This is a genomic window from Alphaproteobacteria bacterium (assembly GCA_018667735.1).
GTDB lineage: Bacteria > Pseudomonadota > Alphaproteobacteria > Rickettsiales > JABIRX01 > JABIRX01.
The window spans coordinates 1-14906 of sequence record JABIRX010000006.1 but is presented as its reverse complement, the minus strand read 5'-3'; the positions used below and the strand labels follow the sequence as shown (position 1 = coordinate 14906).

17 protein-coding genes and 1 tRNA gene are annotated in these 14906 nt (G+C 32.5%); 13 read left to right on the top strand and 5 right to left on the bottom strand.

Annotated features, from left to right (window positions below; genetic code table 11):
* Positions 1-120 precede the first annotated feature (120 nt).
* From HOH73_00525 to HOH73_00515, 3 genes are read left to right on the top strand one after another with little or no spacing between them, the layout of a single operon-like run.
* The gene (locus tag HOH73_00525; protein MBT5827357.1) at positions 121-1209 is read left to right on the top strand and encodes a virulence RhuM family protein; all 1089 of its coding nucleotides are present in this window, start codon (positions 121-123) and stop codon (positions 1207-1209) included.
* The gene (locus tag HOH73_00520) at positions 1172-1360 is read left to right on the top strand and encodes a hypothetical protein (protein MBT5827356.1); all 189 of its coding nucleotides are present in this window, start codon (positions 1172-1174) and stop codon (positions 1358-1360) included. The genes HOH73_00525 and HOH73_00520 overlap by 38 nt, the downstream gene beginning before the upstream one ends.
* Entirely contained in the window at positions 1350-2807 is a 1458-nt protein-coding gene (locus HOH73_00515) for a TIR domain-containing protein (GenBank protein ID MBT5827355.1), read from the top strand. The genes HOH73_00520 and HOH73_00515 overlap by 11 nt, the downstream gene beginning before the upstream one ends.
* 115 nt (positions 2808-2922) lie before the next feature.
* Here the strand turns inward: HOH73_00515 and HOH73_00510 are convergent.
* Positions 2923-2999, bottom strand: a tRNA-Met gene (locus tag HOH73_00510).
* 165 nt (positions 3000-3164) lie between these two features.
* Between HOH73_00510 and HOH73_00505 the strand changes: the two genes are divergently transcribed.
* Positions 3165-4055: a peptidoglycan DD-metalloendopeptidase family protein gene (locus HOH73_00505; protein MBT5827354.1), complete on the top strand. Its 891-nt coding sequence runs from the start codon at positions 3165-3167 to the stop codon at positions 4053-4055.
* A gap of 154 nt (positions 4056-4209) precedes the next feature.
* Here the strand turns inward: HOH73_00505 and HOH73_00500 are convergent, their stop codons facing one another.
* A complete protein-coding gene (locus HOH73_00500; protein ID MBT5827353.1) occupies positions 4210-4509 on the bottom strand; it encodes a hypothetical protein in 300 nt (99 codons plus the stop codon).
* A 61-nt stretch (positions 4510-4570) separates the two neighbouring features.
* A complete protein-coding gene (locus HOH73_00495; GenBank protein ID MBT5827352.1) occupies positions 4571-5275 on the bottom strand; it encodes a prepilin-type N-terminal cleavage/methylation domain-containing protein in 705 nt (234 codons plus the stop codon).
* An 86-nt stretch (positions 5276-5361) separates the two neighbouring features.
* On the opposite strand from HOH73_00495, the gene rsmG reads away from it, so the two are divergent.
* Genes rsmG through HOH73_00465 form a run of 6 tightly spaced genes read left to right on the top strand, consistent with a single transcriptional unit; the run spans position 5362 to position 10240 of the window.
* A complete protein-coding gene (gene rsmG, locus HOH73_00490; protein MBT5827351.1) occupies positions 5362-5982 on the top strand; it encodes a 16S rRNA (guanine(527)-N(7))-methyltransferase RsmG in 621 nt (206 codons plus the stop codon).
* On the top strand, positions 5973-6755 hold the full coding sequence (locus tag HOH73_00485; GenBank protein ID MBT5827350.1) for a ParA family protein: 783 nt from the start codon (positions 5973-5975) through the stop codon (positions 6753-6755). Before rsmG ends, HOH73_00485 begins: the two co-directional genes overlap by 10 nt.
* The gene (locus tag HOH73_00480; GenBank protein ID MBT5827349.1) at positions 6752-7627 is read left to right on the top strand and encodes a ParB/RepB/Spo0J family partition protein; all 876 of its coding nucleotides are present in this window, start codon (positions 6752-6754) and stop codon (positions 7625-7627) included. Before HOH73_00485 ends, HOH73_00480 begins: the two co-directional genes overlap by 4 nt.
* A gap of 2 nt (positions 7628-7629) precedes the next feature.
* Positions 7630-8523 (top strand): LD-carboxypeptidase, encoded by an 894-nt coding sequence (locus HOH73_00475; protein ID MBT5827348.1) that lies wholly within the window; start codon positions 7630-7632, stop codon positions 8521-8523.
* Between the two features lie 13 nt (positions 8524-8536).
* Positions 8537-9424 carry a YihY/virulence factor BrkB family protein gene (locus HOH73_00470; GenBank protein MBT5827347.1) on the top strand — a complete coding sequence of 296 codons (888 nt, stop codon included), beginning with the start codon at positions 8537-8539 and terminating at the stop codon, positions 9422-9424.
* A 3-nt stretch (positions 9425-9427) separates the two neighbouring features.
* Positions 9428-10240, top strand: a complete 813-nt coding sequence (locus HOH73_00465) for an alpha/beta hydrolase (protein ID MBT5827346.1) — start codon at positions 9428-9430, stop codon at positions 10238-10240.
* Here HOH73_00465 and HOH73_00460 read toward each other — a convergent pair.
* The gene (locus HOH73_00460) at positions 10224-11273 is read right to left on the bottom strand and encodes a prephenate dehydrogenase (GenBank protein MBT5827345.1); all 1050 of its coding nucleotides are present in this window, start codon (positions 11271-11273) and stop codon (positions 10224-10226) included. The two genes, HOH73_00465 and HOH73_00460, sit on opposite strands and share 17 nt — an antisense overlap.
* 72 nt (positions 11274-11345) lie before the next feature.
* On the opposite strand from HOH73_00460, the gene prmC reads away from it, so the two are divergent.
* On the top strand, positions 11346-12191 hold the full coding sequence (gene prmC / locus HOH73_00455; protein ID MBT5827344.1) for a peptide chain release factor N(5)-glutamine methyltransferase: 846 nt from the start codon (positions 11346-11348) through the stop codon (positions 12189-12191).
* Here prmC and HOH73_00450 read toward each other — a convergent pair.
* Entirely contained in the window at positions 12188-12799 is a 612-nt protein-coding gene (locus HOH73_00450; GenBank protein MBT5827343.1) for a hypothetical protein, read from the bottom strand. The two genes, prmC and HOH73_00450, sit on opposite strands and share 4 nt — an antisense overlap.
* A gap of 7 nt (positions 12800-12806) precedes the next feature.
* Here HOH73_00450 and HOH73_00445 point away from each other — a divergent pair, with 7 nt between their 5' ends.
* Both HOH73_00445 and HOH73_00440 read left to right on the top strand, forming a co-directional pair.
* Entirely contained in the window at positions 12807-13400 is a 594-nt protein-coding gene (locus HOH73_00445) for a hypothetical protein (GenBank protein ID MBT5827342.1), read from the top strand.
* The gene (locus tag HOH73_00440) at positions 13381-14694 is read left to right on the top strand and encodes an exodeoxyribonuclease VII large subunit (GenBank protein ID MBT5827341.1); all 1314 of its coding nucleotides are present in this window, start codon (positions 13381-13383) and stop codon (positions 14692-14694) included. Before HOH73_00445 ends, HOH73_00440 begins: the two co-directional genes overlap by 20 nt.
* Positions 14695-14906 lie beyond the last annotated feature (212 nt).

Below are 14906 nucleotides of genomic sequence, written 5' to 3'. Positions count from 1 at the left end.
TTGCTATCATTTCTCTTTACTCATAAAGCTTGACATATAAAGGGCTAAAGCCTACTCTTTCATTTACTAACTTTGCTGGAAATTGGTTAATTTTTATTAAAAAGGTGTCCCTGAAATATTATGAAAGTTAAATTAGAGAAATTTAGCAACTTCGTTATTTTCCAAACCGCATCAGGAAAAGTTCATATCGATGTGTTTTTTAAAGATGATAATCTGTGGCTTACGCAAAAGAAAATAGCAGAACTATTTGAGACAACAAAACAAAATATCAGTCTGCATTTAAAAAATATATTTGCAGATAATGAGTTAGAAGAAATCTCAGTAGTAAAGGATTTCTTGACAACTGCCGAAGATGGGAAAAATTACAAAACTAAATTTTATAATTTAGATGCAATTATTGCCGTTGGTTATCGGGTTAATTCCTACCAAGCAACTCAGTTTAGAATTTGGGCAACTAAAATCATAAAAGAATATACTATCAAAGGCTTTGCTATGGATGATAATCGTCTCAAGCAAATCAAAAATTTTGGAAAAGATTACTTTGACGAGCTACTGGAACGGATTCGAGAGATTAGAGCTAGTGAGCGGAGAATTTATCAAAAAATCACTGATATTTACGCTCTTTCTGCTGATTATGATAAAAACGCACCAGCTACCAAAGACTTCTTTGCAACTGTTCAAAACAAGCTCCATTTTGCTATTACTGGCAATACTGCCGCTGAAATAATTTATAATGAAGCAGACTCTAAAAAAGCCTTTATGGGTTTAAAAACTTGGAATGATGCTCCAGATGGAATAATATTAAAAAATGATGTCTCAATTGCCAAAAATTACTTAGGCAAAAAACACATTAAAGAACTAGAACGAATCGTAGCCTCTTATGTTGATTTAGCCGAGAATCGAGCAGAGAGAGGAATTGTCACTAATATGCAAGATTGGATTACTTTCCTAAATAAATTCCTAGATATTTCAGATTATCCTATTCTAGCAGACAAAGGCAAAGTAACTGCTTTGGAAGCAAAGCTAAAAGCAGAAAACGAGTTTGAGAAATTCAGAGTTATCCAAGATAAAAATTTTCAAAATGATTTTGATAGAGCTATTTCCAAGATGGAAAAGCTCAAAAAGCCAGTTATTGAAAAAGAATTAACAGAAAGATTCTTGGATTCTAAAAGTGAAAAATCACATCGAGAACCAAGCCAAAGCAAGTGATGATATTTTGTCTGAGGTTATAAAAATAATGGCAAAAAGTGCAGAAGATAGAAAAACCATCATGCTTCAGGCAAGACTTGCTAAGCAAGGGGTCGATAAAGATAAAATAAAAGGTGAGATTAAAGATACTAAGGGAGACGATGATGAATAAATCAAAAGACTTACCATTAAAGTTATTTATATCATATAGTTGGAGTAGTGAAAATCATCAACAATGGGTTCTTAAACTAGCCACAGAGCTAAGATGCAAAGGAGTTGATGTAATACTTGATAAATGGGATTTAAAGGAAGGAAGCTGTATGTATACTTTCATGGAAAAAATGGTTTCTGATGAAGCGATTACAAAAGTAATCATTATATGTGATAAAGAATATCAAGAAAAAGCAGATAAAAAAACAGGAGGAGTTGGTACGGAGACTCAAATTATATCTCCAAAGGTTTATAATAAAGCAAATCAGAACAAATTTGTTGCTGTGATTTCTGAAAAGGATAACAACAGTAAACCATATTTGCCAGCTTACCTAGAAAATAGGATTCATATAGATTTGAGTGACGATGGTATGTATTCTGCTAATTTTAAACAATTGCTAAGGTGGATATATGATAAACCTACTCACATAAAACCGCCTATAGGACAAAAGCCAAAATTCCTAAATGCAGAAACTTCTGTTTTCTTTGAAAATAACATTGAGTTTGAAGATTTAAAAGGCTCTATTAGAGACTCCAATGGAAATGCAGAAGGTAGATTAGATGAATTTTTATCTAATTTTATTAATCAGCTTGGAAAATTCAGAATCGCTAAATCTAAAGAGGATAGCAGATTTTATGATGAATTATTATTAGAAAGTATAGAGAAGTTTATTCCGTACAGAAACCAAATAATTGAGCTGATAACTTTAACTGTAAGATATGATTGTTTAAATTTCGTAAGAAAATTTCATAAATTTTTTGAAGAATTATTTCGCTATACTCAAGTGCCAAGTGTAAAACGGCGCTTCAATGAACAAGATTCTGAGAATTTTAAATTTATATTACATGAGCTATTCCTTTATACCATTGCGATTTTTCTGAAACATGAGAAATTTGACATGGCATGTGATCTTATGCACACTGAATATTACTTGGACAAAAAATATAATTCTCAGGATGATAAAATGAGTTCTTATTACGCTTTTTATTCACACCTTCATTCTTTAGCAGAGAGAAACATAAGATTAAAATTGAATAGAGTGTCTGTGCATGCTGATCTCTTGAAAGATCGCTCAATAGCTTCAGGGGTAGAATTTAATTATCTAATTCAAGCAGATTTTATATTATATCTTTATAGTAAACTAAACATTGAGTCTTGGGTAAGTTGGCATCCTATGACTATGGTGTATTTAGGATATGAAGGTAATAGTTCAAAATTCAGGCTTTTTTCAGAAGCTAAGTCAGCAAAGCATTTTGTGAATATAAAAAAGATATTCAATATTAAATCCAAAGAAGATTTTACTTCTTGGCTTAATGATACAAATCCATTAAAAGAATTTGGCAATGCTTTATTGCATTTGTCCTTAGAAAATTTGGTGAATTACGATTTACTGGATACAGCAGCATAATTTATCTTCTAAAACTTATGCAAAAACAGCTTAGATTATTGATTGTCTTTTATCTGTGTGGTACCCCCAAGGAATATGAAGAAAAATTGAAAAGGGCTTGACCCCTTATAAAAACTGGTTGCGGGGGCTGGATTTGAACCAACGACCTTCAGGTTATGAGCCTGACGAGCTACCGGGCTGCTCCACCCCGCGACACTTTAGAATGTTTAACTGTTTTAAACCCGCTAAACCTTATAGTCAAGATCTAAGCATAATTAAACAAAGCCCCTTCTTTGTTTGTGCTTTTCATTAAAATCTAAAAAAAACTTGTGTTATTTTTACTTTTAGGAGAAATTATAAGAAAATATTTCTACTAAAATGAGACTTTACAGCAAAATTATTATTTTACTCATTTTCATCAGCTCATGTAGCCAAGATATTGCGCCAATTAGCTATAAAGGTCATCTGCATTATGGCAAAAAAGGTATTGAACCTATAAAAATCACCAAACCAACACCCAAAATAACTAAAGCAAAACATAAAAAAAACCTAAAAGCTAACCAGATACTAATAAATAACGGCGACAATCTATATGTAGTTGCAAAAAAGCATAAAGTTACCACCAGACAATTAATAGATAGTAACAACCTTAAGCCCCCCTACATATTGCAACCAGGGCAGATATTAGATTTACCAAATAAAAGAAAAACACATGTGGTGGTAAATGGCCAAAGCCTAACCGTAATTGCGCGGAAATATAATGTAAGCCTGAGTGAACTAGCTCAACTTAACAATCTTAAAACTAATAGTAACATTAAAATAGGTAGAGTGCTACTTATACCTTATAACGCTAAACCTTCACATAAAAAACATATTGTATCAAATATTTTTAAAGGCAAAATCAAACTTAGCAAACCACTAAATGGTAATATTATTAAGAAATTTGGACCTGGAAAAAATGGTACTCATAATGATGGTATAAATATAGCAGCTCCGCTTGGTACTGAGGTAAAGGCTGCAGCCGATGGCAAAATTGTTTATGTAGGAAATGAGCTCAGAGGTTATGGTAATCTGATAATTATTAAACATAGTGGCAATATTTTAACTGCATATGCACATAGTAACGAAGTTATTGTTGCTAAAAATCAAACAGTCAAAAAAGGTGAAAAAATAGCCACTGTTGGAGCTACAGGAAATGTCTCTTCACCCCAGCTGCATTTTGGGGTAAGACAAGGCAGAAAAGCTGTAGACCCAGTTAGTTATTTTTAACTAACCATTTGCGCTAAAGCGCCATATTCTTCCCTGTATAATCTGTTCTCATAAGATAATTCAGAAAGATTTTCCTCCTCATTTGCTTATTTAATAGTTCTGGCCTTCACCATTTTAGCTCTTGTTATATAATCTTGAATCTTATCGCTTATTTTTAATTAATTATTGAAGCTAAAAATACGACCTTAGCCTGCGCACAATCTATTTTTGTAGATAACTTAGTGAAATTTTGCTTGCTCATCTGCATGTTTTTGATAATTACTATTTTATCCTGCTTCAGCTCTTTTTGCATAATATAAGTTAAATTATTAAGCTGCTGCTCTGAAATTTTAGAGCATTTAGGCTCTACGCTTATCACAGTCTCCACACCATTTGCGGCAGAGCTCTCTACATATAAAGCTGCAGCGTTAATATTACAGCTAGCTTCTTGTTTTAATTTACAGTTTATATCCATTGCATCCTAAGTTAAGTTAATACAACTATAACATAATTTTATGGCCTGTGCAAGCTGTGTATTAATATAAAATGAAGAATATATTACAGGAGCTACTCTCCTCATAAGCAACTTTATAATTTGTCTCATCATGACAATTCTGATCATAATTAGCATCATCAGACTCGTCCCCTCCTAAAAAACCATGCCCACCCCTTAATTGACCTTTAACCGGACTCGAATCATCTAACTTTTGATCTATTCTCTCTGCAATTAAGGGCAGAAAAGCGCCACCATCACTAGTACCGCCCGAGACACTAACAAATGAACCAAGCTTTATGACATTACCATAATCTTCTTCTTGCTTAACCGTTAAAATAGAATCAAAATCACTCTCCATATAATATTGATCCACACCCCAAACACCACTATAACTACCCTTAATTACACCAGCCAACTCTAAATGCTGCCACAATCTATATGTCTCACTACTATATTTTTCACCCACTTCTATATAACCATCATCATCTCCATTACACTGACTTTCCTCTCCACAAATATCATCAGAATCATAGGCAAAATAACGATATGCATCACTAAAATCGCCTGGGTAGCTTCCATATTTCTCTTTAAAATTAAACACCGCCAAATCAACCTCCTTAACACGCTTTGCTACCGACAAAACTTGCGCGCTTTCTAAAATACTACCCCCCACAGATACTCCCGCCATTAATAACGCCATAATTGCAATCGCAATTGACAACTCTAGCAAACTAAAACCCTTCATAACATGTCAAATATAATTGCACGCTATAATATATTATTACATGGTGTTGGCAAGATATTTATCTAGAATTTAAATATATTTAATTTATGAATAATAGTATGGAAATTGATTACTTTAATAAATTAAACGAGATTTCAGATGTTTCACGTGAAACATGCAAAAATCTTGAAAATTATGTAACTCTATTATTAGAGCATAATAAGAAACTAAACCTAATAGGGTCTGGCACACTCCCTCATATATGGCAACGCCATATTATAGACTCTTTGCAACTAGCTAAATATCTAAGCAAAGACCTGACTATTGTAGATTTTGGCTCTGGCGCTGGCTTGCCCGGCCTTATATTAAGTATTATTGGCTATGATGTTGTGTCTGTTGAATCTATTGCCAAAAAAGCCAATTTTCAAAAAGAAGTAGCTAAACAGCTGGGTCTAAAGATATGCGTACTTAACAAGCGCATCGAAGATGTAACGATTAAAAACGATTATATTTTAACCGCAAGAGCTGTAGCACCTTTAACGAAACTCTTTAATTTAAGCTCTAATTTACTTAATAATAAACACAAAGCTGTCTTTATGAAGGGAAAGAACTATAAAAACGAGATTCTAGATGCAGAAAAATCCTGGCAATTTAACTACAAAACATATAAAAGTATAACTTCAGATGAAAGTGTCATTTTAGAGATTAGTAAGTTAAAATGGAAGTAATAGGTATAGCAAATCAGAAAGGTGGCGTTGGCAAAACCACCACATGCATGAATCTTGCAGCATCTCTTGCGGTTATAGGTAGAAAAATCTTAATTATAGATATAGACCCGCAAGGTAACGCATCAACTGGCATGGGTATAGAACCTAACGAGCGCCAAAAAGATATCTATGGAGTTTTGACCAACCAATGCGACATAAACAGCGCCGTAAAACAAACTGATCTAAAAAACTTAGATATTATATCAAGTACTGTTGATCTGGCCGCTGCAGAATTGAGTCTTGCTAAGCAAAATAAACGCGAATATATTCTAAAATCACACATAAAACAGCTTAATAAAAAATATGATTATATCATAATTGACTGTCCACCTTCTTTGAATTTACTAACCATAAATGCAATGGCCGCGATTGATGAGTTAATTATTCCTGTGCAATCCGAATTTTTTGCTTTGGAAGGGCTAAGTCACCTACTTAAAACCATCAAACTTATTCGCAAAACAATAAATCCTCAGCTTAAAATAAAGGGTATATTGTTGACAATGTATGATCGCAGAAACAGAATATCAGAACAAGTAGCTAGAGAAATAAAAAAATTTCTTGGTGACAAATTATTTAAAACCATAATACCAAGAAATGTTAAAATATCTGAAGCACCTTCATTTGGTAAGCCAGTAATTGCATATGACCATAATTGCAAAGGGGCTAAAGCTTATGTAAGATTAGTAAAAGAAATACTGCAACAAGAAAAATTAAAACAAAAGGTTACATCATGAATAATATGAATTTAGGCAAAGGTTTATCAGAGCTATTAGGAGCCGAACTTAGCAGCAAAGATTTTGACTATCAAATTCAAGAAATTAAACTAGCCAATATAGAGGCAGGAAAGTTTCAACCAAGAAATAGCATTAATAAAAACGAACTAAATAGTCTCGCTGAATCTATCCAAGAAAAAGGCGTCTTGCAGCCTATCTTAGTAAAATTTGATGATATTACACAAAAATATATAATTATTGCCGGCGAAAGAAGGTTCCAGGCTAGCAGACAAGTGGGGCTTAATTCTGTGCCCGCACTTATTTTGGATGTTAGTGATCAAGAAGCATATGAAATAGCCCTAATTGAAAATATTCAAAGAGAGAAGCTCAATTATATTGAGGAGGCGCAAGCTATTGAAAAGCTAATTCGAGAATATAGCTACACACAAGAACAAATAGCAAAAAAACTTGGTAAGAGCAGAACTTACATTTCTAATATGCTAAGACTCCTTAAGTTGCCAGAAGAAATTAAAAACTTACTTATCAATGACGAACTCAGCATGGGCCATGCTAGAACTCTTATTAACTCCTCTAACCCTCTAGAGCTAGCAAAGGAGATAATGTCTAATAACTTAAGCGTTAGAGAAGCAGAAGAGCTGGTTAAAAAAAGTAAGAATAAAAAGCTGGTTAAAACTAGTCAATATGACACGCAAAAACAGATTTATTTAGACAATATTGCGGCCGAATTGTCAAAACTTACTGAGCTTAAGGTTAAAATTAGACATAAAAACAATAAGGGTAGATTCTTAATAGAGTTTTCTAATAATCAACAAATGGATTACATTATTGAGATTTTCGAAAGTTTACAACAAAGTATAAAAGAGCATAGTTAATTGTGAAGCCGATAAATCTAGGAGTAGCTTATCCAGCTTGCAACTTACCTGACAATGATTTTTTATTAGCAAAAGAAAAGCTACAAAATTATGCTATCAACTTGGAAAAAAGCACTCATGCAGAAGATATCAAGCAGATACCTTACAGATATAGCCCCAAAAATAGAGCAAAGGAAATTGAATCTTTATTTCTAGATAAAAACATACACGCCATTATCTGCGCAAGAGGCGGCTATGGAGTGCAACATATATTGAAATATTTGAATTTTGACATTATCAAAAATAACCCCAAGCCATTTATTGGTTATAGTGACATTTCTATCTTACTAAATGAAATCTCTAAAAGAACCTCTCTTGTTACTCAGCACGGGCCTATGGTAAAGGAATTAGCACAAATCAATGATGATAATTTCTTCCAACAACTAAAACTCAACATTCTTAACAATTTTAACTCTCCCGCAAAGCTAAATTTCGACAATTGTGAGACAATCAAAGAGGGAGTTGCAGAAGGTATTTTAGTTGGTGGCAATTTATCTAGTTTAGTAGCTTCCACTGCCACCCCTTATGAAATAAACTTCAAAAACAAAATATTATTTTTAGAAGATACTGATGAAGAATATTATCATATTGATAGATTATTAACCAACCTTTGTGATAGTAAAAAGATCTATGACAGCTCTGCCATTATATTTGGTGATTTCAATCTGATGGAATGCAAAAAACTTCACTATAATATTTCTCTTAAAGAATTGATTCTCTCTATTTTAACAGCATATAAGAAGCCTATTCTTTGGGGCTTGCCTGTTGGACATCAAAATTATAAAAATTATTTACCTATTGGCAGAAAAATAAATTTATCTTTAACTAAGAATAAAAAAGAAATAAGCTTTTTATAAAAAATTAATTATTATGCTAACTATTAAAATTAAATATATTTTTAATATTTTTACAAATGCTTTAAGGAAGTCTTTCTTTGATACCATTAAGCATGATGGCATAGAGCATGCTGGTTATTTATCTTTTCTGGGGATTTTATCCCTCTTTCCCTTCTTGGTTTTTTTAGTTTCTCTTTTAGGCCAAATTGGCGACACTGAGCTTGGCTTTGAATTTACCAATCTTTTACTTGCAAATATACCTAAAGAAGTGTCTGTGGCATTGGAACCACGCATAAATGAGATTATATCAGGCCCACCACAAAGCTTACTGACTATTGCTGTTTTAGGAGCAATATGGACCGCATCTGGAACGGTAGAAGGTCTTAGAACTATTTTTAATCGCGCTTATAGGGTTTCAACACCACCATCTTATATTTTAAGAAGATTAACTAGTATTGCGCAATTTATTCTTATCACTTTTTTAATTATAACAGCCATGTTTATAATCATATTAATACCCATAATTTTAGAAAGGCTAATTATATTTAAGAGCGTTATCTCTTTATATGGAATATTAGAACATGCCTTAAAATTACGCTTTCTTTTTAGTACTATCATTATTTTCTCTGCTGTATCTTTTATTTATTATGTTATACCAAATGTTAAACAAAAATTAATAAACATATGCCCTGGCGCTATATTAGTTGCTGTATTATGGTCTATTATTGGTAGCGCTTTCTCATTTTATTTGCAGAATTTTGATCAAGTAAATTTAATATATGGTTCATTAGCAAGCTTAATTATAGCATTATTATTTTTTTATATTATAGCCATGATTCTAATTTTTGGCGCTGAATTTAACTTCGCTATAGAAAAGCAGACTGGTTTTAAATTTATAGAAAAAATTGAGCAAGCAAAGTAAATCATGAAAATATCACTTTTTTTCATATTAATTTATTGTAGTTTATGTTTAGCGGTTTTTCTGTTTCAAAGAAAATTAGAATATATACCAACTGGCACTTTGTTAGAACCCCAACAATATGATTTTAACGAGGCGCAAAGCCAGATGTTTAAATCTTATGACGGATTAAAGCTAACTTATTGGTATGCTGGCAACCAAAACAATGAAGCTGATATCATCTTATATTTTCATGGTAATGCAGGAAATTTAGGTGGTAGGGCAGATAAACTCAAATATATAAAGCGTAATAGTAGCTTTTCATTAGCTGCACTATCTTACAGAGGTTATGCCGCAAGTGAAGGCAGCCCCTCTGAAAGAGCCTTCCAACTAGATGCTGAAATGTTTTTAAAAAAAATCTTAGCTAAAGGTTATAAATTAGAAAATATAATTTTATATGGTGAGTCTTTGGGTAGCGCAATGGCAATAAAACTAGCTAGCAAATATAAGGTTAAAGCAGTTTTTTTAGAGGCGCCTTTTTGGTCTGCAAGCGAGGTGGCCAAGCAAACTTACTGGTTTTTACCAGTTGAATTACTCATGATAGATAAATATGAATCTCACAAATATTTGGCTAAATTCTCTGTCCCTATCTATATGATTCATGGCACTAAAGATAGTGTCACACCCATTGAGCATTCTAGAAAAATATATGCAACTCTACCAGAAAATCTTCTTAAAACAAAGAAGGAAATCATTGGTGCAGACCACCTAGAATTTGAGCTAGACTATCTTAATAATGAGCTACACAATTTTATTAATGAAGTTAATATAAATAATTAAGCAAATTTGCCAACCTATCACGCAAATAGCCTAGATCTCCACTAGCTAAATCGCTTAAATCCCGCTTCTGGTCTTTAATTATACTAACAAAATCATCAAAACCGCTGCCCGCATATTCTTGATAATTAGCTATTTTATTTGCGACAACTTCTTTAACTAAATTTGCCACTAAACTTGCCAAGAAGAAATCTAAATCTTTTACTGTCAGCTTGCTTATTTCCTGGTTTTTTTTCGCTCTAATTAATTGGTCAAAATTAACTACCAGCCTTTGTAGCTCCTCTTGGGCTTCAGCTAAAGCTTTCTGAAGATGCTCTTGGTTGAAAAAAAAGATGTCTTGCCACATTCTTTTATTTGAAAAATATAAGCGTGTGAACTTGCTAAAAGATTCATTATTATAGTCTTTATTTAGCTCAGCCAAATCTTTTCTGCTATGATGAAACAAGTAGTTAAGATTAAAGGCTATATTTTGCACCAGATGCGAAACATAAGCGTATATTTGATCATGTGAATTTGCCTCCATATATTCTATTTTGCCACCTATCTCCTCCCAAATTCTTGCAACCTCCATGGATTGTTTATGTTGCTTTTCAGTTATTATAATTTTTTTATTTTGGTATAAGTCTTTAACCAAAACCCCAGTTCCAGAGCGCTCAGAACCAGCAATAGGATGAGTAGCCACAAAATTCCAGCTCTGCATATGCTCTTTTGCCAGAATTTTAACCTTGTTTTTTACTGAGCCTACATCCGAAATTATTACTTCTTTTTTTAAAGTTAAATTTTCTAATTTCTTAAAAATTTCTTCATAAGTTGATAATGGCGTTGCTATAAATATAAGATCTGAATCTGTAAGATCTTCATAGTTAATGGTTATATGCGCAGCTTTATTTTGAATTTCTGCTATAGCTTCTTTGGTTCTAGCTAAAATTACCAGTTTTTTAGCAAGCTGCTTTTCTACTAACGCATATGCAAGTGAACCACCCATTAAACCTGCACCTATTATAGAAATTTTTTCATATGGTTTTGTTAATGGCATAATTTATAAATTACTCGAAGTTGATTATTTCTAAATAGTAACTATAAAGCTATTTATATTATTTTAAAGCTTATGAATCTCAAAGAAGCTCTACAGCAAGGACAAAAATTATTAAAGGAAGCGTTAATAGACAGCTATCTAATTGATGCTGAGTTATTATTGCTAGAAACATGCAAGGTCAATAAAACCACCTTATATTGCAATCCTGAACTTGAGCTTAGCAAGCAACAATATCATGATTTTCTAGCCTTAATTAAATTAAGGCAAAAACATAAGCCCGTCAGTAAAATTATAGGTTATAAGGAATTTTACAGCTTAAATTTTCGCACTAATCAACATACTTTAGACCCAAGACCAGACACTGAAACCCTTATTGACGCCTGTAAAACACTGCTTAGTCCAAAAAAACAATATTCGTTTCTAGAAATAGGTACGGGTACAGGCTGTATAATTATAACTTTATTAAAGATTTTCAATGTTTCACGTGGAACATCTCGAGATATTTCGCAAGAAGCATTAAAAATAGCCGCCTTAAATAGCCAAGATCACCATTTAGAAGATAGATTAATATTAGAAGAGAATAGTATGTTTGATGGTTTAAAGCTCAAATATGATCTGATTATATCTAATCCACCCTATATAAAAAAAGCCCAGCTTGATTTACTCGCACCAGAAGTAAAAAACTTTGACCCACATCTCGCTTTATATGGTGGTATAGACGGTCTAGATTACTATAAAATCATTGCAATGGAAGCTAAAACACACTTAACTCCCAAAGGCGTAATTTTGCTTGAAATTGGTTACGATCAGGCAAATGAGGTAAAAGAGCTTTTTAAACAGGAGGAATACTCTCTAATAGAGCAATATAAAGATCTAGCAGGTCACATTCGCTGTTTAGCCTTTAGCGCCAAAACTTAGGGCTTTTTTTTAACTACCTTAGTGCCACAGATAAGATCGTGGACTGCACGGTATGAACGTTTTAAGATTTTTGGCTCATACCAAAATACTACTAGTAGCATACAAGCTAATATTAATGATTTATTCTTAGCATACAAAGCTAACAACATGCTAATATGAAATATCCATGGAACTAAACCAACTAAATAGCGCTTGAAAAGATCTTGTATTTTTAGTGCGCTGTCATCAAATTTAACTATTTTTATTTTAAATATAGCTTTTCCTGGTGTTGCACCTAACTTAGTTAGAGGAGCTGCAATCCAATAAATTGGACCCATTAAAAAAACTAAGACCAAGAAAAACAAAGTCTCAAAAAATATACTGTGACTGATAAAATTATTATAAAATACCATCATATCAACATCCAAGCTGCTGACATTTGTTTTTTTATAAAGCTGATCAGCAAAAAGTAAGAAGCTTTTAGAATACCATAAATACAACAAACTATAGGCAAAAATATATCTAATTCCAGCTAGAATAAAAATATCTATTGTATATGCTAAAAAGCGTATAGTAGGATTTGCATAATTTGTATTTTTAATTTTTTGTTCCTTTAAAAATTTTAGCATCTAAAAAATGAATCGTTATAAAATTGATAATATATGTAATCATCTTAAAAAAGAAGAGGTTATTTGCATGCCAACAGATACAGTCTGGGCTTTAATCGCCCTAGCCACATCTGAGAAGGCAACAAGTAACATCTATAAACTTAAGCATCGCCACAATAACAAGCCCCTAGCGCTCTTGGTTAACAATATAGCTATGGCAAAAAATATTATAGAGCTAAATCAAAAGGCAGCAAAAATGCTCTGTTATGAAAATATGCCAATCACGATAATAGCTAAACAAAAATTAAACAAAAATATAGCAAGAGCAGTTAATCTTAAAACCCAAAACATAGCTCTTCGTATTCCTAAAGCTCTAGAATTAATAAATATTATTACTAAATTAAACACCCCCCTTGCCGCAACTAGTGCAAATATAAGCGGCCAAGAATTCTGCAAAATTAATGCCCAAAAGATTTTTTATAATAAAGTGAGTTTTTTTGCACATGAACAGCAAATTACCGAACCGTCTGTGATACTTGATTTTACTAGTATGAAAGCTAAAATTATACGGGCAAATAATAGCCAAAAAGAAATATTAAAAGATGTATTCAAACTATCCTAGAACACAAAATTCCAGCATTTTTTCAGTAAGTGAAATCTCTGGCCTAATCAAAAATACTGTAGAAGATAGCTTTTCTCAAGTTCAGATTAAAGGCGAAATTTCTGGGCTAAAAATACATAGCTCAGGTCACATTTATTTTAGCTTAAAAGATGAATATGCCTTAATTAACTCTGTTTGTTTTAAAAATTATGCCAAACTGCTAAAAATTCAGCTAGAAGATGGTCTTGAAGTAATTCTAACGGGAAAAATCACTACCTACACCGCTAGATCAAATTATCAAATACTTGTCTCTAAAGTGGAATTAGCCGGGCAAGGAGCGCTAATGGAGCTGTATGAGAAAAGGAAAAAAGCATTAGCAGCTGAAGGTTTGTTTTCCTCCATTCACAAAAAAGCAATACCCAAAATCCCCAGAAAAATAGCTATTATAACCTCTGAAACAGGGGCTGTTTTTCATGATATTTGCCATAGAATAACAGATCGCTTTCCTCTGGATGTAATGCTTTACCCATCTAATGTTCAGGGACGAGGAGCAGAGATAAACCTCGCCAATGCTATAGCTCATTTAAATGAAATTAGCGATAAAGCCGATCTTATTATTTTAGCAAGGGGAGGGGGTAGCATAGAAGATCTGTGGTGTTTTAATGAAGAAATCTTAGTTAGAGCTATTTTCAACTCTAAAATTCCCATTATTTCTGCTATTGGCCACGAAACTGACACCACCCTTGCAGATTATGCCGCCGATCTAAGAGCGCCAACCCCATCCGCTGCCGCTGAACTTGCCACACCAGATAAAAACGAAATAAAACAAAATTTAGATAATGTGGAGGTTAGATTAAAAAGAGCACTTTTTATTTTAACTGACAATTTAGAGCAACGATTGAAATATATTAATATTTTACATCCAAAAGAAAGCTTAAAAAACAAAGCTCATGAGCTTAATAACTTGCACAATAAATTACGCTATCTATTCACACAAAATATAAATTATATAGAACAAAAATTGGTCCGTTTAAGATTAGGCAAAGATAAATTGAGTGCCAACTTGAAATATCAACAGAATTATTTAAATAACTATAGTAAAAGTTTTACTCAGGCGCAAAATAACCTCATAGAAAGTAAAACTAGCAAACTTCAATATATAAGCAAATTATTAGAGTCATATAGCTATAAGAAAACTTTAGCTAGAGGCTTTAGCGTAGTTAGAACAGCAAAGGGAGAGGTTATTAGTTCTAAGGAGAATTTAAGCTACCCTCTAAATATTGAGTTTAAAGATGGTACAGTCAAAATAAAGTAATATAATTGCAACCTACTTTTCAAACAGAAATATTACCAGCGCAGATTTTTGTTCTTGGATTTTTAGCAAATAAACTCTTTTATATTATATACTCAGCATAGGACCAAACCAACCTAAAAACTAGCAATATTGAAAAACAATGCTTAAGAACCCAGCTAAAGAGATGTTTTATTGTAGCCTATCTTAATTTATCAACTATATCAAAGTGAGGG